Here is a 20,320-nt window from a genome sequence, read left to right on the forward strand (position 1 = left end):
CTTGACGGCTTTCACAGGACAAACTCCGTGCCAAAAACATAAATCATTGATTATATGGGAATACACTTCAAAACAAGTGTTCAATATCGGACAGTGTGTTCGGTTTTGAGAAAACTTTTCCATCCCGGTTGTTGTTTATTCGTAACAAATTAAAACGATAAATTATGAACACTAAAATTTCAGTCTTTACGATCTTCGTGGGGTTCGCCCTGCTCTTTGCCGGCTGTAGCAAAGACGACGAAAACATACCGGGCGGCATCGAACCTCCTAAAACCATCCTGGACGCTTTCAATGCCAAATATCCGGATGCCCGCGACACAGAATGGACAGTCAATGACGATTATTATGTAATTGACTTTGAAAACAACTCGCTCGATAACACCGCCTGGTTCGACCATCTCGGAGTATGGGCCATGATTAAGACGGACTTGCCGCTTAACCAGTTGCCTACGGCTATCTCGAACGATATCAAACAAGGCAAATATGCCGGTTGGAAGATCGAGGAAGCCGATACCATCGGCAGAGCCGGAATGGGAACCGTATATAAAGTAGAAGTAGAAAAGGCAGAACAGGAGACCGACCTGTATTACACTTTATACGGCGACCTGATCAAAGCGGTCGATAATGCTAAAGATGATGTTGACCGACCTATCTCCGTCCCCGAAAAAGTGGCCGACCTGATGGAACTGACCTTCCAGGGAGCAGAGTTGCTGGATATAGAAAACACGACTTTCGGTGTACAGTTGGCAATCCTCGACGGGAAGACTTTAAAGATTGTCGAATTAACCCAGATATATACATGGAAAAGTACGACCTGGAAAGTTTCAGAGCAGGAAGTCCCGACAGTTATCATGGATGCATTCAAGGCTTCCGAATACGGAAATGACCAAGTGGAATCCATTTACATGTTTACCGATGCCAACGGTGCATTCCACAAATTCAATGTCATCCACAACGGGCAGGCCGTAACGGTCGAGTTCGATGTGTTTGGAAATATCGTTACCAACAAATAAAAAACAGATAGGCATCGGATTCATAACGGATACCTGCCCGTTTCCAATCCGATGCCTATTCGCTTTTATCGGGATGATCACGAAATTCGACTTATTCGCTGATCAGTTCTATTTTTGCACTTTTCACACCCGGAGCAGAGGCTTCGAAGACAATGACACCCGGTGTTTCTTCTGTCTGTACGACTGCCGTCAGCTGTCCTTTGAAAAGGGACATCTGCGGAGCTTGGAAAGATTCGAGTGACGAAGGATCACCGTTGGCGGCCGCACGATAAGAACCGGAACCGCGGACGTTGAACTTCACCTTGTGGGTGGCGTCGGGACAAAGGTTACCGTTCTTGTCGACAACACGGACATTGATAAAAGAGAGATCCTTGCCATCGGCTTTCAGGCGGTCGCGGTCAGCAGTCAGTTCGATATGATGAGGCTTGCCGGCTGTATGAACTTCCTCTTCGGCAACAGCATTGCCATCCTTGTCATAAGCAACCACTTTCAAGGTTCCCGGCTCGTATTTCGTATCCATCCACATCAGGCGGTAACGTTTCTGGCGCTCGAAGCTCTTTTGGGCGGCCTCCGTATAGCTGCTGTCCAATTCAACACTCAGATCTTTCGTACGTTTTCCTTGACTCTTACCGTTGATAAACAGCTCGGCAGAAGGGTAATTCGTGTACACAAATACAGGCGTCACCTCCCCTTCACGTCCCGGCCAGGTCCAATGAGGCAGGATATGCAACGTACGTGCCGTTTTGTTCCAATGGCTACGATACAGATAGAAACGATCCTTCGGAATACCCGCAAGGTCAATGATGCCGAACAGGGAACTATGACTTGGCCAATCCGTATAATAAGGAGTCGGTTCACCCAAATAGTCGAAGCCAGTCCACACAAACTCACCGATACAATACGGTAAATCTTCATGCTGGATAAAGTCATCTTCCGGGAGATTGGACCAGCCACAATGTTCCACGTCGTAAGAGGAAGCTTGGTGGTCATCGTATTTCGCCATCGCCTTGCGTTCGACCGGGAATTTATAAACGCCGCGGGAACTTACTGTCGAGGCTGTTTCGCTGCCTAAAACGATCCGCTGCGGCAACTTCTTATAGTTTATCTTGTACTTGAAAGGACGATAGTTGAAACCGGCCACATCCATCACGGCTGCAAAATTATTGTTAACCACGGCATCCGGAGCATCCATTCCCTGAGTTACCGGACGTGTCGGATCTTCACGATGGCAGATATCCTGCAACCATTTGGCAATCTTGCAATCCCCTTCGTTCCACTGGTTGGGCACTTCGTTACCGATACACCACATGACAACGCTCGGGTTGTTGCGGAAATTATGAAGCAGGTTCACAAGGTCTTTCTCCGCCCATTCATCGAAGAGCAGATTATAACCGTTCTTGCATTTAGCCACATTCCATTCGTCAAAACTCTCCGCCATGATCATCATACCCATTTCGTCACAAGCCCTTATCAATTCAGGAGCAGGCATATTGTGGGAAGTACGGATCGCATTACACCCCATGTCTTTCAGGATCCGTATCTGGCGACGGATAGCAGCATCGTTGACGGCCGCCCCCAACGGACCGAGATCGTGGTGATTGCAAACGCCCTTAAAGACAGTACGCTTACCATTTAGGAAGAAACCTTTGTCCGGGATTATCTCAATCGAGCGGATACCGAAAGGAGTTGTATAAATATCCTTCAGCTTGTCGCCTTCATACAGACGGGTTTCCGCTGAATACAAAGCCGGCATTTCAGGAGACCATAAAGACGGGGCTTGGATGACAAACTCCTGCTCTGCCTGATTGTTGTTATATTTCATCTGCGCAAGAGAAGTGCGGACAGCCGTCAGCTTCTGCTTGTTCGGATTCCACACGCTGGTTTCCACGCTATATTTGGCGGGATCGGCGCCTTCGGGAAGCACCACTTTGGTGCGCACGTTCACTTTAGCAAACTTCTCATTTACCGAAGGAGTCGTGATATAGGTACCCCAAACCGGAATATAGGCGTCTTCGGTAATGATCAGGTGAACATTCCGGTAAAGTCCGGCACCTGGATACCAGCGGGAAGATTCCGGCAGGTTTTCCAAACGTACAGCCAACGTGTTCTTCTCGCCCGGCTTCAGATATTTCGTGATATCGAAGTGGAAGGAGTTGTAACCATACGGCCAATAACCGACCTTTTGTCCATTGATATAGACATTGGCATGGCTCATCGCCCCGTCAAACAGGATCGTTGCCCGCTTGCCTGCCTGAAACTGCGGAACGTCGAACTCGGTGCGATACCAACCCACACCGACAAACGGCAACCCGCCGGTACGTCCTGCATGCTCCATCGCTTCCTTCTGGCCGTCCTGCGAGATAGCGACCTCCTGTTTGTCGTTCAGGGAACTGAAAGGGCCGTAGATCGCCCAATCATGGGGGACAGTCACGGACTGCCACTTACTGTCATCGAAAGCTGGCTTTATAAACTCATTGTTGTCTTCGCGAGTGAACTTCCAGTTTTTTTCCAACAGAAGCTCACTCCGTCCTTGTGCCGACAATGCCGACACGCACCCAAACAAGCCTACCAAAGCTGCAAAATAGATTCTTTTCATTCGTATTAATTGTTTTTTGTAGTACTTAGCGCAACAAAAATAATTAAATTTGCAACCTTTACAAACTAAATCTGCATTTTACAAGACATGTTGTTACAATTACTATTCGTTTTAATTGCAATTATCATCGGAGCCCGTCTCGGCGGTATCGGTTTAGGAGTATTAGGTGGCTTAGGACTGGCCATCCTCACTTTCGTATTCGGCTTGGAACCGACTTCCCCTCCCATCGATGTAATGCTGATGATCGTTGCCGTCATCGCCGCTGCCAGTTGCATGCAGGCAGCCGGCGGACTGGACCTGATGGTGAAGTGGGCGGAAAAATTGCTGCGCAAGAATCCCTCCAAGATTACGCTTCTAAGCCCGTTGGTTACTTATATCTTCACATTTATTGCGGGAACGGGACATGTGGCTTATTCGGTCCTTCCCGTGATAGCGGAAGTGGCAACGGAAACAAAGATACGTCCCGAACGGCCGTTGGGGATTGCTGTGATCGCGTCTCAGCAGGCAATTACGGCCAGCCCGATCTCGGCGGCAACCGTAGCATTGCTCAGTATGTTGTCGGGACATAATATATCATTGATGGACATTCTGATGATCTCCGTTCCCTGCACGTTGATCGGTGTCCTGGTAGGAGCATTCTGCTCGCTACATGTCGGAAAGGAACTGGCGGAAGACCCCGAATACCTGCGCCGTGTCGCAAACGAGGAATTCACAAGTGACAAATATAGGGCGAAAGGAGTCGAAAACCATCATGCAGCCCTCCTGTCGGTGATTATATTCATAGCAGCGACAATCGGTATCGTCTTGTTCGGCTCGATGACAGAACTGCGCCCTTGGTTCAGCCTGCCCGATGGCAGTCTCCGACAAATGCAGATGGCGCATATCATCGAGATTCTGATGCTCTCGGCTGCCGCCCTTATCCTGCTCGTCACCCGGACAGACGGGATAAAAGCCGTACAAGGTTCCGTCTTCTCCGCCGGTATGCAAGCGGTCGTCGCGATTTTCGGTATCGCCTGGATGGGTGATACCTTTATCGGTGGGAACATGGCGGAACTGAAAGGCTCAATCGAACATATCGTAACAGAAATGCCATGGCTTTTCGGTCTGGCCCTGTTCGTGATGTCCATACTTTTGTTCAGCCAGGCAGCAACCATCCGTGCCATGTTGCCGTTAGGAATCGCCCTCGGAATCTCTCCTTATATGCTAATCGCCCTTTTCCCGGCAGTCAATGGCTACTTCTTCATTCCCAACTATCCGACCGTGGTCGCCGCCATCAACTTCGACCGTACCGGAACGACGCATATCGGCAAATATGTCCTGAACCATTCGTTCATGATGCCGGGATTGGTCGCCACCGGAGTGTCGGTGGCGTTGGGACTGTTGATGATCCAGTTGTTTTAATGTAGAGATCTTTTGTTACTTCCAAGCGATATCAAACATCAAAGGTTATGACAAAAGTACTTCCCTTGCCGACTTCGCTGTCCACACGAATCGTGCCGCCATGGGCTTCGACAAAGTCTTTACTGATGGCAAGACCGAGGCCGCTTCCCTGTACTTTCGTGCCGGGTACGCGGAAATAACGGTCAAAGATACTCTGATGGTAACGCGGGTCAATTCCTTTCCCAAAGTCCTGCACGAATATTTCCACTTTCTTGTCCACCTGATGCGCACCGATAACGATACGGCCATTCTCCGGCGTGTAGTGGATGGCGTTGGAAAGGAGATTCGTGAGTACCCAGGCGATCTTCTCACTGTCTACAAAGAGCTTGGATATTTTTTCAGGATACTCCACTTCGATATGGCAATTGAAGCGCTCCGCCTGCACACGGTTCGCCTTGATTGCATAATCGATCAGTTCAATCGGCTTCGTGATCTTCGGATTCAGTTGCAACTTGCCTGCCTCCACCTGTGTCATTTTCAACAATTCACCGGTAATTTCGAGCAGGCGGTCGCTGCTTTCTCGAATACTTCCGGCAAGCGCGATCTGCTCATCGTTCATATCTCCTATACGTTTATCCTCCAGCAATTTGAGACTCATAAGAATAGCAGAGATCGGGGTTTTCAATTCATGGGAAATAGTAGAGATAAAAGTCGTCTTGGCAGAGTCTAACTCTTTGAACTCGGTAATATTTTTCAGGAGGATCACATCGCCCGCATACTCTGTCTCACGTCCATCGCCATCCATCACATGGATCGGGATATATTTGGCCTGAAAATAGCTTTCCTTATCATCTGCATAGATCTTTAAGGGCTCCTTTTTCTTGTCGTGCTGTATCAGTTCGCGTACCAGCCGGCGCAGCAAGTCGTTTTTCAACGCCAGTTCGGTAGCAGACTTTCCCATCACGTTCTCACGTTTCAGATTCAGGATGGTGAGCGCCTCATCATTAGCAAAAAGAATGGAACGGTCCCGATCGAGCCCGATTATCGGTTCAGTGATGCTGTTGACAATCGCTTCAATATATTTTTTGACCTGGATAATGTCAGCCAACGTGCTCTTCCTATATTCCGTCAAGCGTTCCGCCATCCGGTTGAACGAGGAGGCAACTTCGGCAAACTCCTGGTTATCGCCCAAGTCGAGTCTCTTTTCGTAATTGTGGTTGGCAATCTCCAAGATCCCGTCGGTCAGTTTACGGATCGGCGACGTAATGGAACGGGGCAAGCGGATCAGGAAAGCAAAAGCAATCAGGACACAAGCCACCGCGATAATGCAAATCCATAACAATGCTTGGTCCGCCGTACGCTCGGCTACCTTGCTTTTCCGGTAGATCGTCGCCATATTCAGACTCATGATATCGTTGAGTGCCATCCTGACACGCTGTATAGTCGTATCGTTCAGGTCCCGGTGCATCGCCTCGTATTGTGCGACCAGATGCGCCGTCGCCACATTCTCGTCGATCTCCGTGATATTCTTCTGCTGCAAATCCAGGTTCTTTTCAAACTCCGCACGTGCCTGCGGATCGTTCTTGATCCGTTCGAGGGCATCCAGCATCCGGCGAGAATAAAGAAGCGAATTATAATTATCCGCCAAGATATTCTGCGTGTCGGAAGACATATCCGTAATATTCTGCACAGCCAACCCGCCCAGCAGAACGATCATCGTAAACAAAAGGCCGATCCCGAAGGTCAGTTTCGTTTTTATTTTCAGTCTTAAGAACTTATCCATACGCTTATGCTATTATTATCTGGTCAATATTCAACTGCAACAAACTGTCCAGCAATGTCCTGTATCGGAAAACCGACAGCACCCGGTACGACTCGTCTACACCGGCAGTCATACCGATGCAGACTTTAAATGTGCATCTTCCAACCGGGGATTCCAAAATGCATTCGACACTCTCAACACACCAGCGCCTTTTCGCCCTACCGCCAATTCTATTTCACAATCAAAGGCCATATTCTTCGATCTTCCTGTAGAGGGTCGTCAAGCCGATACCTAACAGGCGGGAGGTTTCCGTCTTGTTGCCGTTGGTATACTTCAATACCTTTTGAATATGCATCTTCTCTACGCCGTCAAGGTCGAAGCCGGAATAGCTGCTGTCGGTATTATTTTGAGGATTCTGTATTGTGAGCGGCAAGGTGTCTGCAGTCAAGGTGTCTCCATCGGAGATAATGAGGCTGCGCTCCACGACATTGCGCAGTTCACGGACATTCCCTTTCCAAGGATACCGTTTCAAGATACGGACATAGTCCGGCGAGATCGTGCGGATGGTCTTTCCTATCTTGGAAGACAGTGCGGAAACAAACGCCTCGACATGCAGAGGAATATCGTCCACCCGTTCGCGGAGCGGCGGCAGGTGAATATGGAAAACAGAAAGCCTGTAAAACAAGTCCTCACGAAAATGGCCGTCGGCAATTTCTTTTGCTAAGTCACGGTTGGTGGCGGCTATCACACGCACATTCACTTTGACAGGTTTCGTGTCTCCAATCTTGAGGAATTCACCGGTTTCGAGAATACGGAGTAACTTGGCCTGAAGATCGAACGCCATCTCACCGATCTCGTCGAGAAAGATCGTGCCGTTGTCTGCTTCCTCAAACAGTCCTTTCGTCTCTTTGAGTGCACCGGTGAAAGCTCCCGCCTTATGCCCGAACATCTCGCTTTCCAACAGGTCGCGACTGAAAGAGGAGCAGTTGATAGCGACAAAGGCTTTATCACTGCGGGAACTGTGCTGGTGGATGGACTGTGCAAACACTTCTTTGCCAGTCCCGGTCTCTCCGGTGAGCAAGACGGGAACATCCGTGGCGGCAACCTTGCGTGCCAAAGAAACAGCCTCCTCTATAGCAGGCGAACGGCCGATGACAGTGGCAAACGAATACTGTTTGCCTACAGCCTTCTGCTGGCTGTAGGCAACGGTAGCCTTTTCCATCGCCTTTGCAATCAAGGGAAGGATTTTATTGTTGTCGTCACCTTTGGTGATATAGTCAAACGCACCGTTCTTGATAGCTTGTACTCCGTCGGGGATATTACCGTGGGCCGTAAGCAAGATCACTTCCGAAAGGGGACGCAGGCGTTTCAGTTCAGAGACAAGCTCCACACCGCTCCCGTCTGGCAGGCAAACATCACAGAGCACCACTTCGGGATCGTTCTGTTCGAGCTGCTTGATACCTACTTTGCAGTTGGTTGCTTGGAACACTTCATAACCTTCCAGCCCGATAATACGGGACAGGAGGCTTAAAATTTGCTTCTCATCATCGATAATCAATACTTTTCCCATCTTCTTATTCTGCTATGAGGAAGCAAATATAGCATATTATTCAGAGGTGTCCATTATTTCCCCTACTTTCATACTACCTTAATTATAGTTTAATTATTTGCAAATATTCTAAACCCAGTACTAGTTATGTGTAATAAATATTACATTCGCTAAAATTGTCTACAAAATGAAAAAAGTTCTATTAGTTGCAGTCTCCGTACTGCTTGTCTGCACTTCTTGTGTAACGAAAAAAAAGTATCTGCTAGCCGAAAACGGACGCCTGGAAGCCATTGCCCGGGGAGACGACCTGCAGAATCAGCTTGTAAACTGCCGTGACAACAACGACGGCCTCACTTCACGTCTTGCTTCACTTGAACGGGATACCACCCGCATGGGCAAGAACATCCGCAACTATCAAAGCATGCTCAACACCAACATGACGGAGCAGGAAAAATTGAATTCACTCCTGAGCCAGAAGATGAACGAACTGGATGAACGCGAACGGACGATCAACGAACTACAGGATATGATCAATGCACAGACTGAACGGGTACAGAACTTGCTCAACAGTGTAAAGGATGCCCTCCTGGGTTTCAGTAGCGACGAACTGACCGTCCGCGAAAAAGACGGAAAAGTCTACGTTGCCATGTCAGACAAACTTCTTTTCGAATCGGGAAGCGCCCGTGTCGACAAGCGTGGCAAGGAGGCTTTGGCCAAACTCGCCGAAGTCCTTAACAAACAATCCGACATCGACGTTTATATCGAAGGGCATACCGATAGCAAGCCGATCAACACCGCCCAGTTTAAAGACAACTGGGATCTCAGTGTCATCCGCGCCACTTCGGTCGTCCGCATCCTGACAAAGGACTACGGTGTCAAACCTTTGCAGATACAACCTTGCGGCCGCGGCGAATTCATGCCTGTTGCCGACAATGAGACAGCCGACGGCCGTGCTAAAAACCGCCGTACCGAAATCATCATGGCTCCAAAGCTGGATAAGTTATATCAAATGTTGAACCAATAGCACTCATAGGAAGGCAGCTACCGCGATTTGTCCGTTACCTTTGTTTCTTTCAAAAGTAACGGACAAATTTAACAAAAAGCAAGCAAGTTTTCTCGTGAAAACCCTTATTCCAGCAGGATTCCGACCCCCATCTGCACGGTATCGAGACCCAGGTATCAGAGGAACCGAGATCCGGGTCTCAAAAAGAATAGATAGGTAGTTACTTAAAAATAAGCTATATGCTTTGATAAAAAATGTGCTTGTCTTTATGATAATATGATAGTGGAAAAACAACCATCATGCCTCCTATCATTTTTTGTACACCTTAATATTCAATCGGCAGAAGGCAAAGTATGATAGTATGACAGTATAAATAGAGATTTTTTTTATGTTATTTCTTCTTGCACCGCAAAGCAAAATACAGGATATACAGGAAAGACAACAACGGAATCACAAACCCAATCGCCATGTTATCGGCCCCGATATATCCCATCAGCATTGGGGCAAAGGCTCCGCCTGCTACTCCCATAACGATATAGGATGATGCTTTCTTTGTAGAAGAACCCATACCTTCCAGGCCGAGTGCAAAGATTGTCGGGAACATAATGGACATGAAGAAAAAAGAAAGATAGAGCGCATACAAAGAAACCGTACCGACAGACACGACGACCAACGCCATACAGACAGCATCCGCCAAAGCGAACCATGTCAGGAGACGGGCCGGAGACATCCACTTCATCGTAAAACTGCCGGATAGACGGCCGATCATAAACAAAGCCATTCCTCCGAAAGCCAAGATACGCGAAGCCTCAATATTCGTCATCGAAGTATCGACTTCCGTCACATAATTAATGAAGAAACTGAAAATTCCCGTCTGGGCAGCACAATAGCAAAACTGTGCAATAATAGCCCGGACAAACTGCGGATGTCTCCACATGGAGGCAGTACCGGATGCGGGTACATATTCTTTTTCTTCCGCATCCGTATCTTCTTCCACCTGTACTTCGGGTAGTTTGGTAAAGATGAAAAGAATGGCTACCAGTAAAACAACCGAGCCAACCAGGATATATGGTTTCGTCAGCGTAAACGGATCGCTCTCCTCGCCACCGAATATCAGCATGCCACCGACCAGCGGGCCTAAAATCCAACCTAACCCGTTAAACGATTGAGACAAATTCAGGCGTTGCGCCCCCGATTCCTCCGGCCCTAAAATCGTGGAATAAGGGTTGGCTGCCGTTTCCAGAATACAAAGCCCACAGGCAATCACAAAAAGGGCGACCAGGAATGGAGATGCCGAATGCAGATAAGCCGCCGGAATAAAAGCGAACGCACCAACAGCAAACAGGCATAACCCTAAAATAATCCCTTTCTTATACCCGAACCGCTTCATGAACATACCGGCAGGGAGCGCCATCAGGAAATAAGCGATATAAGTGGAGAACTGCACAAGGCCGCTCTCTGCCTTCGTCATCGTAAAGACACCTTGAAAATGCTTATTCAATACGTCCAACAGACCATGAGCAAAACCCCACAACAAGAACAGGCTGGTGATCAATATAAACGGGACAAGATAAGACTTCCCTCCGGGAGCGGAAAACAAAGTTTTCTGATTATTCTTTTTCATGCTTGCTATTTATTACGAGTCGGCAAAGATACTCTTTTTTTCAGATAATACCCTCCTCCCATATAAGAGACCGTATAAGCCGAATCCGGCGAACTGCGGTAGACAGAAATTTCGCCGAACACATACAGAGCCGAATCCAGATCCAGCCGGAGAATATCCGGATATAAATCATCCGGGATCGAATCGGACGGAGCCAACCCAACCTTCTCCATCTGGCGGAAAAGCAAAGAATCTCTTTCTGCTTCAAAAAGAATTAGTGAGTTTTTATCGCATAAATAGAAGGTGTCCATCTGTATCATGCTGTTTATCGGGCCTTCGTCATAGCGGCCGACAGCCTGGAGCGTTTCATATCCCGTAATATCCAAAGGTGAATAATCGGTAATGGTTACATATTCATAATAATTGCCCGGATTTGCCGGAATCGGATAATTGTCGCGCTTTTCCTGCGAGATCCGTTCTATGTCCCTCGCTGTTATGCACGGTATATACGTGACAAAGGACAACAAAACGACGGCAAGCACAACCGCATACAAATAATGTGCGGTCCGTCGGAAAAAGAACAGCAGGACAGTCCCCGTCAGGATAGCGCCTACCACCACCAGATACACCCGCGCTTCCGTATATCCGTACTGGTTGATCCGGTAGAAAGTTCCCACCCAATACATGACCAACGCCGGAAGTACAGCCCAACCGGAATAGCGGTAAAACCAATCATAATATCTTCTCTCCAGGAACGGCTGGCAACTTTTCAGAATGAATGTAGCCGAAATAAAACTAACGACAATATAAGCAACCGCACCTTTGGGCAAGGACCACAAAACGGCCACTTTGACAAAATAGAGATACAAGATAACCGCATATATCAGCAAGGCCGGCGAAAGGACGTAATTCAGCAATACATCGAACAGTTTGTTCACGCCTTCCTCCTCCTCTTTCTCCCGGTTAAACAAAAGGAACAACAACGGCAATATCCCTGCAAATGCGATACTGGACGAATAGGCCATAAACCGCCGTTCCCCATATTGCCATATCTCAAAAATATACTGGATCGAATAATAGATGGAGATAGAAAGCAGCCAGGCAATCCCGGCCAGCAATCCGGCAGAAAGCATCGCCCGAAGGTAACAAAGCCCTTTCCTGACAAACCTATCGTTATCCCGTCTCCAGTCGCACACCAGATACAGCAGTTGCACTACTACGAGCGTCACCCAATAGAAAACAGACCAGAGATCTTTCTCCTTCCAGAAAAACGGAATAAAGAACAACACAGACAGATAATAGGCAAAACGCCAGCGCGATCCTTCCGTCATCGAATTCAATGTACAGGTAATCAGGAATAAGACCGGGAAGTAATAAACGACAACAGCCAGTCTTGCCCAAGATGTTTCATACAGCGCGCAACCGAAACAGCAAAATAAAACAGACAGAACTACCTCTGCCGGATTGTGCTGCACTGCTATCTGTAAACGTTTGAGAAGAGCCTCTATTTTCTTTTTCATACCTTCAATATTTATAATTAGGCCATAAAGATAAGCGTTATTGCTTTTCTGCCACTATTTACATGCCAAAATGGTTCCTTTTCTGCCAAATTTTCCTACAGACACTCTCCATTAACAATCCCATTTTCAAACACATATATCCATACGAGTAAGCCTGTTTACCTAAAATCATGGCCTCCGGAAAGGATTTTCAACTTCGTTTATCATCCTTTATTCATATTAACGCCGGACATATTGTTCTGGCATGTCTTTTGAAGTTGATATAGTGCTTTCGGGTTAGAAGAAACGAGAGCGGAAAAGAATATAAATGTTTAACTAAATAATTGGAGGACTGTATTATGACACCGATGAGAAGAAGTCAAAATTGGTTACCGTATGTATTCAATGATTTATTTGACAACGACTGGATGATTAAAGCGAACTCTACAGCTCCCGCCATCAACGTGATTGAATCGGAAAAGGACTATCGGGTAGAAGTTGCTGCTCCTGGTATGACAAAAGACGATTTCAACATCCGCATCGACGAGAACGACAATCTGGTCGTATCGATGGAGAAAAAAGAAGAAAAGAATGAAGACAAAAAAGAAGGACGCTATCTGAGACGCGAATTCTCCTATAGCAAATTCCAGCAGACAATGGTTCTTCCCGAAAACGCAGAGAAAGAAAAGATCGAAGCAAAAGTCGAGAATGGCGTGTTGAACATCATCATCCCGAAAATGAGCGAGGAAGCAGCCAAGAAAGCTGAAAAGATTATCGAAATCAAATAATCTGTTGTCTCATATAAACTAAAGGCTCTAATGGTTTGTTTTATTGGAAAAATATTATCCGGTTAAAGCAAACCATTATCTTTTTATCTATATCTTTGCCTATATAAACATTGTATCGTATTATAAATCTAATTGAAAGAAAGGAAATAAAATTATGATTTTAAGCAAGAAATTATCCGAAGCATTTAACGCACAAGTTAATGCAGAAATGTGGTCATCCAACTTGTATCTGTCCATGTCCGTGCACTTCCAGAAACTGGGATTAAACGGTTTCGCCCACTGGATGAAAAAGCAAGCAGAAGAAGAAATGGGGCATGCCCACAAAATGATCGACTTCACTATCGACCGCGGTGGTGATATCACAATCGGGCAGATCAATGTCGTTCCTACTGCATGGGGCAGCGTCACAGAATTATTCGAACATGTTTACAAACACGAATGCTACGTTTCCGAACTGATCGACAAAATGGTCGATATCGCAGAAGAAGATAAAGACCATGCATCAAGAGACTTCCTCTTTGGGTTCGTTCGCGAGCAGGTTGAAGAAGAATCTACAGCTAAAGAAATCGTAGAACAGTTGAAGAATTATGGCGAATGCCATGTTGGTATCCTTGACCACAGATTGGGCAAAAGATAAAAACAATGGACAATTGATAATGGACAATTGACAATTAGTTGACACATTCTTATTAATTGTCAATTGCCCCAAGTATCGCTTTCCCCCACAGCTCTCCCAAAGCAGAAGCCCCTTTCCGGTTAGGATGTAGATAGAAAGTTCCTGCATTTCCCTTTTCGGGGAAGAGTTCGTTTTTATAATGCGTCTTGAAATAATCGAAACCATCCGTATCTCCCATAAAGACCTGTCCGGGAAAATGTTTGGAATAATCGAGAACCAACGCCTGTAATTCAGGATAATAACTTTGCAGACGATTCAATCCCTCTTCCAGGTATTTGGCTCCGTTGTATGTATTCGGGCTGTACCATACCGGCCGGTGTAATACGATCTTGCATTCCGGATAGAGTGCCAGCAACTTATCGATAATCGTTTTCATATTTTCATAATACTTGGCAGGCGAGGCCGGAGCTCCGTTCGGTCCTGTAATAGCGCTGTCGTTCGTCCCAAGCATAATAGAAAAGATCAAAGTCGCCCAAGTTTCATCTTTGAACTGGTCGGCGACCCGGACCACCTTCGGGAATAGCAAATCGGTTTGAGGCAGAAAATCAAAAGTCGTACTTCCACTTACCCCCTGGTTGGAATAGCGGACAGTTCCGACAGACGGCTGCCTGCGCAGATACAAAGCGGCCTTCACAGGGGGAGCCTCATGTCTCGGATTTTCCAACAAAGCGCCTTGCGTTATGCTGTTTCCGATAAATACTATATTCAGATTTTTCTTTTCCTCGCCCGTCATATAACAACAGATTGTCATACACAACAATAAACCTATAACTTTCCGGATATCCTTCATAATTCAATTTTTCTACTTTTCTGCGAATGTAGGAAAAAATTCATTCACTTCCGGATGTTCCGATAACCAAATTTTAGCTCCCTCTTCCTCGTACATCGGATAAGCCTCCACCAAATCCATCAATTCGCTCAATTGGTCATTATCGAGAGAAAAGTTCCGGAAAAAAGCGGCTGCATACGGATCTTTGTCAGAAAAGCCTTTGGTTGCCATAATCTGAATCTGTTCGGCATCGCCGTACTGTTTTTGCGGATCATCTAGAAATTTAAGGTCGTAGCGGGAGAACATCCAGTGGGGAGTCCAGCCGGTTACCACGATCCACTCTTTGTTCTCGATCGATTTCTGGAGAAATGCGACCATTGTCGCACCGCTCGAAGGTTTTAACGTCAGCTCGACCGGATATTCCCGGATGACACGCTCAGTCTCATTCATCAAGCCGGCCCCGACATCGATACCGATGATCTCGTTGCGGAACTTCTCTTTATGCTCATTCAATTCTTCTATGGAACGGATCGTGACATACGAAGGGACTACCAGCCCCATCCTGGCATTTTTATAGGCTACTCCTAACGCTTCCAAGTTATCGCCATATTTCCTTATATAATCGGCATGTGTAGCCGGAAGCCATGCATCCATAAAAACATCGACTTTACCGGCCGCCATCGAGACAAAGACCGGTGCAATATCCGCATTTCGCAGCATCACATCATACCCCTTGCTCTCAAGCATGACTTTCGCCAGATAGCTCATGGCTATGCCTTCCGACCAGTTTACATAACCGATCGAAACCTGTTTCCTGCCATTCGAGGAATCGCTGCAATCAGCGAACATCATCATGAAGGCTACAATAAGGGATAAATTTATAATGATAATCAATCTTCTCATAAATACTTTTCTTTTTATCTGTTTTACTTTCTACGCACAAAGCCCTGTGTAATACGATCCAAAACGATCGCTAGAATCACGACGGCTATGCCGCCTTCAAAACCAAGTCCGATTTTCATTTGTGTGATTCCTTTCAATACGATCTCACCTAATCCGCCAGCCGAGATCATGGCCGCAATCACAACCATAGAGAGAGCCATCATGATTGTCTGGTTCACTCCTGCCATAATGGTAGGTAAAGCCAACGGGAGCTGTACTTTAAAAAGAAGTTGTCCCGAAGTGGCCCCGAACGAACGGGTCGCCTCTACAATATCTTCCGGAACCTGACGGATTCCCAAGCCGGTAAGACGGACAACCGGAGGCATGGCAAATATCACGGTGGCAAAAGCACCCGGAACAGGTCCCAGTCCGAAAAACAGAACAGCCGGAATCAAATAGACAAAAGCGGGCATCGTCTGCATCAGATCCAAAACCGGACGGATCACCTTAGCCGCCTTATCGTTTCGCCCGGTCCAGATTCCTAGCGGGACACCGAACAGCAAGGCGATGATCGTCGACGACAAGACAAGCGCCACAGTCTGCATGGTCTGTACCCAAAACCCCATCCCCAAAATCAAAAGTAAACCGAGCAAGGTCAGGACAGCGGTTCCCTTTCCGGCTTTCCACCAAGCCAAAGCTGCTATTCCCGCAATCATCAGGTAGAACGGGACCCACATCAGTATTCCCTGGAAGCCGTCGATAAAGCCGCCTACGATGTGGTTGATTACATCAAAAAGGCCAGCAAAGTTTTCTGTCAGCCAATTAATGGCCATTTCTATATATTTTCCGATATTTATCATAAATCTATTGCGTTTTGAATGATTTCTTCTATTTCTTTCTGATCTTTTCCGGTCATCTCGATAATGATGGCTGAGGTCGATACGACACCTTTCAAACGGTTATTCTCATCGACCACCGGCAAAGCCTGCTGGACTTTCGGCAAGAGGGGCAACATATCTTCGACTGTCATACTCTCCAATACGGAAGGGACCTCTTTCATGACAATCGAACTGATATCCCGCACCCCTTCCTTACGCAACCGCAGCACATCTTTCAACCGTATTTCACCAAGGAACTGCTCGTCCGCACCGATCACGGGCAATGCATACAAACGTTTTTCCCTCATCTTGCGGATTATGGCCTCCGGACCATCTTTGCGGATACGGACAACGATCGGTTGAGTCAGCATGATGGAAGAGGCCGTAACGACACGCCCACGATCCACACTCTCGGTAAAACGGGTGACATAGTCGTTCGCCGGATCGGTCAATATCTCTTCGGGCGTCCCGACCTGTACGACTTCGCCATCCTTCATAATGGCAATACGGTCGCCTAATTTGATGGCCTCGTCCAGATCATGTGTGATAAAGACAATGGTACGTTTCATCTTCTCCTGCAAGTCCAGCAACTCGTCCTGCATCTGTTCGCGGATAAGCGGGTCAAGGGCAGAAAAAGCCTCGTCCATCAACAGGACTTCCGGGTCGTTCGCCAAAGCACGTGCCAGTCCGACGCGCTGCTGCATACCTCCGGAGAGTTCGTCCACACGCTGGTTCTCATATCCTTTCAATCCTACAACGGCTATGCTTTCATATGCTTTCTTTTCGCGCTCTTCTTTAGGCACTCCCTGCAATTCAAGCCCGAAAGCTATATTGCTCAATACAGTCCGGTGAGGCAACAGGCCAAAATGCTGGAATACCATCGCCATCTCCTTACGGCGTATTTGCAACAGTTCCTTATCCGACAGAGATGTGATGTACCTACCGCTCAGCCATATCTCTCCCATAGAGGGTTCGTTCAGCCGGTTAATACAACGCACCAACGTCGACTTACCACTACCGGAGAGCCCCATTATCACGAACATCTCTCCTTCCTTTATTTCCAGATTGGCATTACGGACAGCTATGGTACAGCCTGTTTCTTTTAAAATTTCCTGTTTGCTCTTACCTTGCTTAACCATCTTTTTCGCTTTGGCCTTCTCAGGTCCGAAAAGAATCGATAAGTCTTTTATTTCTATTTTCGTCATATTTTAAAAATTATATTTGGTCATGTTTAGAAGTAATTCCCAGGACCGGGCATGTGGTGTCTATTTAATAAACAGGGAAAAACGCGTTTAGTTTAAAAAAGACAATAAGTTCGGTCTTCACTCGTCTTTATTAGTATAATAAATCACTTATAATCAGACAATAAAATAACAAAATCAAAAGAATCAATCATTCATATTTTCGACCAAAAGGAAATGTCCGGAATCGCCTCGCATATGAAATACAAGGAGATTTCCGGACTAACAAGGAATAAATATGTTCTTTTTCGATGGTATTATCTTGTTCGGCTGTACTCGTACAGTATTTTCCCTTTTCCATTCATCAGATAAAAGGATAACTTACTATCTTCCATGCTGACTACAGTGAACCCGGCTTCCGGATTACAGAACTTCGTACCCTCGACAGTCTTTACCTTACGAGAAAGTGAACCGGATGTATTTACCAGATAGTCAACCTTGCTGTCAGCAGGCTGGATGTGCTGGAAGTTATGAATATGACCACAAAAATACATATCGACACCATACCTGTCCAACAGAGGCTCCAAACGTTTACGCATATCGGCACGTTCACTTTCCTCTTTCGGCGTATCGGCATAGACAGGATGATGGCCGATTACGATCTTCCATTTCTCAACAGAAGAGGCAAGCGTTTTTTCGATCCATTGAAGCTGCTCTTCCATATCCTGTCTGCCGGCATCGGGATATTTCTCCGTATCTTCACGGTATTTGTCAATCAGAGGCGAAGTATCTATAAATACCAACAAGGCTTTCTCATTTTCACCCGCCTCCACGACTTTTGAGTAATAACGGGAAGGGACGATCCAACGACGGCTTTTCTTGCCGTAATCCAATACCGCTTGCGTATTACCGCGATACTCATGGTTCCCGTTGACGGCAAACCACTCCAGCATCAGCTCAGGATGGCTGTAAACAAGCTCGTAGTTTGTCATCCACAACGGATCGTCGACGCTGGCTACTCCCTCGAAATGATGAGTATCCCCGGCCGTGACAATAAATTCGATGTCTATCTTTTCCGCCAGGTTTCCCATCAACTCGGCAATCGTCTTTTGTTCATAATAACCGTTCCGTCCCAAGTCGCTGACCAGATAAAAATTTTTGCTTTCTTCCGATACGGCCGGAACGTCGAATGCCTCCCCTGCTAAAGCAGGACCGGCAATATCCGTTTCCGAATTCGACGCATCTTTCTGCTTACCGGCAGAAGTGCAGCCCCCAAAAGCGGAGACTGCGAACAAAGCCGATAAGGTCTGTAAATAATTTCTTCTATTCATCATGTTCTTTTATTTTAAACCGAAAGCTCCGAATTGTGCTTTCACCGCCGGCGAATGGTAAATGACACCATTTACGGAAAGCCCGTTTGTCGAAAAGTAGGGAACCAAGTTGGCATCAGTTCCGCTATTAGCGCCTGCCAATACCGGAGAACCGGATTTGACATGGAAATCCCATCCTTCATCATATACATATTCGGTCAAAGCGACTTCGTTAACGGCAAAGTTTTCGAACAGCGGGTCCTTCAAATCATTTTCAGTAGCGATAATACTATGCACATCCACTACTCCGGAGTTGTAATTCTTATGTTCGTAGTTATAACCGGCCCATGCATAGGCGACACCGCTTTCCTCTTCATATACAATATCACTTTTCTGGCTGCCGGAAGCATAAAAATTATAATCGATCACAGACTGGTCGCTATAACCCTCTTCAGGGTCGTTCGGGTTCTTGAAGCTCGGGGTCATGGCACGGAACTTGCAATTTACCATCAAGTTGTTGAAAACATTCGCCAACACATTCTTTTCAGCATATACACAACCACCCTTCTCACCGTCGCGACGCCAACCGGCATTGACGATTGTATTATTGTAGGCCTGAACCTTAGCCTGGCCGCGCGTTTCGCTCTGGCCTGAACTGGACAGTTTCAATCCGTTAGTGTTCGGGCTGAACATGATATTACCGGCGACATCCACCGTACATCCGGCTTTTACATTGACAGCTTCCGCCCCGTCATATCCGTTGGCGGCAAACGTATTGCCAGCTATGATTGCCTGTCCGCCCATCAAATAAATACCGTCAGACCAGCCATTACGAAGAACAGAATTAGTGATGACATATTTCCCCTTGATATTGTTAGTCGTGATCTGCGGATAAGCGTCGTCACCGGCCGTATATACACCGTTGGCCGCAGCCGGAGAACCTTCCACCACCTGGCCACCCGTATATTCGATAACGGTATGGTCGATCAACATTTCCTCGCAACTGTTCGAAGCGACGATACCACCCCATAAGCCGGCAAACGTATTCTCTTTCGTGCGATTTTCCTCAGCTACGGAGAAAAGGACCGGATTTTCAGCTGTTCCCTTACAGTAAAGATTGCCGTCTACCGTAAATTCAACAGGGACATGGTTGGCTCCGACACCTTTGTCATCAAAGATAACCTGCACACCTTCCTCTATTGTCAGGGATTTACCGGCCGGTACTGTGATATGGCCTGATACCAATATGATGGTATTGGCTTTCCAAGTCCCCTCGACATCCCCCTCCACAGTCTCCGTATCTTCATTTCCACCCTGATTATTATCCGGATTAACAGGATCATCGTCACCACAAGCAGCCAAAGTCATGACCATCATGGCTGCACTCACTAATAATGCATTGAATTTCATAAAATAAATGCTTAATGTAAA

At 46.8% G+C, this 20,320-nt stretch carries 16 protein-coding genes; 5 read left to right on the plus strand and 11 right to left on the minus strand.

From position 1 onward, the window contains the following. Nucleotides 1-164 precede the first annotated feature (164 nt). On the plus strand, nt 165-1,013 hold the full coding sequence (locus tag BHV83_RS18245; RefSeq protein ID WP_005636303.1) for a PepSY-like domain-containing protein: 849 nt from the start codon (nt 165-167) through the stop codon (nt 1,011-1,013). Between the two features lie 91 nt (nt 1,014-1,104). Here the strand turns inward: BHV83_RS18245 and galB are convergent, their stop codons facing one another. Then, nucleotides 1,105-3,609, minus strand: a complete 2,505-nt coding sequence (gene galB / locus BHV83_RS18250; RefSeq protein ID WP_022322746.1) for a beta-galactosidase GalB — start codon at nt 3,607-3,609, stop codon at nt 1,105-1,107. An 87-nt stretch (nt 3,610-3,696) separates the two neighbouring features. Here galB and BHV83_RS18255 point away from each other — a divergent pair, with 87 nt between their 5' ends. Next, on the plus strand, nt 3,697-5,010 hold the full coding sequence (locus BHV83_RS18255; RefSeq protein ID WP_122115876.1) for an anaerobic C4-dicarboxylate transporter family protein: 1,314 nt from the start codon (nt 3,697-3,699) through the stop codon (nt 5,008-5,010). 31 nt (nt 5,011-5,041) lie between these two features. On the opposite strand, the gene BHV83_RS18260 is transcribed toward BHV83_RS18255, so the two are convergent. Next, on the minus strand, nt 5,042-6,772 hold the full coding sequence (locus BHV83_RS18260) for a sensor histidine kinase (RefSeq protein ID WP_286757870.1): 1,731 nt from the start codon (nt 6,770-6,772) through the stop codon (nt 5,042-5,044). Nucleotides 6,773-6,992: 220 nt separating this feature from the next. After that, complete coding sequence (locus BHV83_RS18265) at nt 6,993-8,321, minus strand: sigma-54-dependent transcriptional regulator (protein WP_122203782.1); 1,329 nt, start codon at nt 8,319-8,321, stop codon at nt 6,993-6,995. A 166-nt stretch (nt 8,322-8,487) separates the two neighbouring features. Between BHV83_RS18265 and BHV83_RS18270 the strand changes: the two genes are divergently transcribed. Further along, the gene (locus BHV83_RS18270; protein WP_005636289.1) at nt 8,488-9,324 is read left to right on the plus strand and encodes an OmpA/MotB family protein; all 837 of its coding nucleotides are present in this window, start codon (nt 8,488-8,490) and stop codon (nt 9,322-9,324) included. Between the two features lie 370 nt (nt 9,325-9,694). Here BHV83_RS18270 and BHV83_RS18275 read toward each other — a convergent pair whose 3' ends face one another. Together BHV83_RS18275 and BHV83_RS18280 are read right to left on the minus strand one after the other, a co-directional pair. Then, complete coding sequence (locus BHV83_RS18275) at nt 9,695-10,927, minus strand: sugar MFS transporter (RefSeq protein WP_122203781.1); 1,233 nt, start codon at nt 10,925-10,927, stop codon at nt 9,695-9,697. A 5-nt stretch (nt 10,928-10,932) separates the two neighbouring features. After that, on the minus strand, nt 10,933-12,426 hold the full coding sequence (locus BHV83_RS18280; protein WP_122205783.1) for a DUF4153 domain-containing protein: 1,494 nt from the start codon (nt 12,424-12,426) through the stop codon (nt 10,933-10,935). Between the two features lie 338 nt (nt 12,427-12,764). On the opposite strand from BHV83_RS18280, the gene BHV83_RS18285 reads away from it, so the two are divergent. Both BHV83_RS18285 and BHV83_RS18290 read left to right on the plus strand, forming a co-directional pair. Next, nucleotides 12,765-13,193: an Hsp20/alpha crystallin family protein gene (locus BHV83_RS18285; protein WP_005636284.1), complete on the plus strand. Its 429-nt coding sequence runs from the start codon at nt 12,765-12,767 to the stop codon at nt 13,191-13,193. A gap of 154 nt (nt 13,194-13,347) precedes the next feature. Beyond that, nucleotides 13,348-13,830 carry a ferritin gene (locus BHV83_RS18290; RefSeq protein WP_022322741.1) on the plus strand — a complete coding sequence of 161 codons (483 nt, stop codon included), beginning with the start codon at nt 13,348-13,350 and terminating at the stop codon, nt 13,828-13,830. A 52-nt stretch (nt 13,831-13,882) separates the two neighbouring features. Here BHV83_RS18290 and BHV83_RS18295 read toward each other — a convergent pair whose 3' ends face one another. From BHV83_RS18295 to BHV83_RS18320, 6 genes are all read right to left on the minus strand, one after another. Further along, complete coding sequence (locus BHV83_RS18295; protein ID WP_005636280.1) at nt 13,883-14,602, minus strand: SGNH/GDSL hydrolase family protein; 720 nt, start codon at nt 14,600-14,602, stop codon at nt 13,883-13,885. 69 nt (nt 14,603-14,671) lie between these two features. Further along, nucleotides 14,672-15,541: a glycine betaine ABC transporter substrate-binding protein gene (locus tag BHV83_RS18300; protein ID WP_122205784.1), complete on the minus strand. Its 870-nt coding sequence runs from the start codon at nt 15,539-15,541 to the stop codon at nt 14,672-14,674. Nucleotides 15,542-15,564: 23 nt separating this feature from the next. After that, the gene (locus BHV83_RS18305; RefSeq protein WP_122115871.1) at nt 15,565-16,380 is read right to left on the minus strand and encodes an ABC transporter permease; all 816 of its coding nucleotides are present in this window, start codon (nt 16,378-16,380) and stop codon (nt 15,565-15,567) included. Beyond that, nucleotides 16,377-17,603, minus strand: a complete 1,227-nt coding sequence (locus tag BHV83_RS18310) for a quaternary amine ABC transporter ATP-binding protein (protein WP_286757871.1) — start codon at nt 17,601-17,603, stop codon at nt 16,377-16,379. Before BHV83_RS18310 ends, BHV83_RS18305 begins: the two co-directional genes overlap by 4 nt. 293 nt (nt 17,604-17,896) lie before the next feature. Continuing rightward, entirely contained in the window at nt 17,897-18,913 is a 1,017-nt protein-coding gene (locus tag BHV83_RS18315; RefSeq protein ID WP_119215492.1) for a metallophosphoesterase, read from the minus strand. 6 nt (nt 18,914-18,919) lie between these two features. Then, entirely contained in the window at nt 18,920-20,299 is a 1,380-nt protein-coding gene (locus BHV83_RS18320) for a hypothetical protein (RefSeq protein ID WP_119215493.1), read from the minus strand. Between the last annotated feature and the right edge of the window lie 21 nt (nt 20,300-20,320).

This window comes from Parabacteroides sp. merdae-related_45_40, from assembly GCF_001915675.1.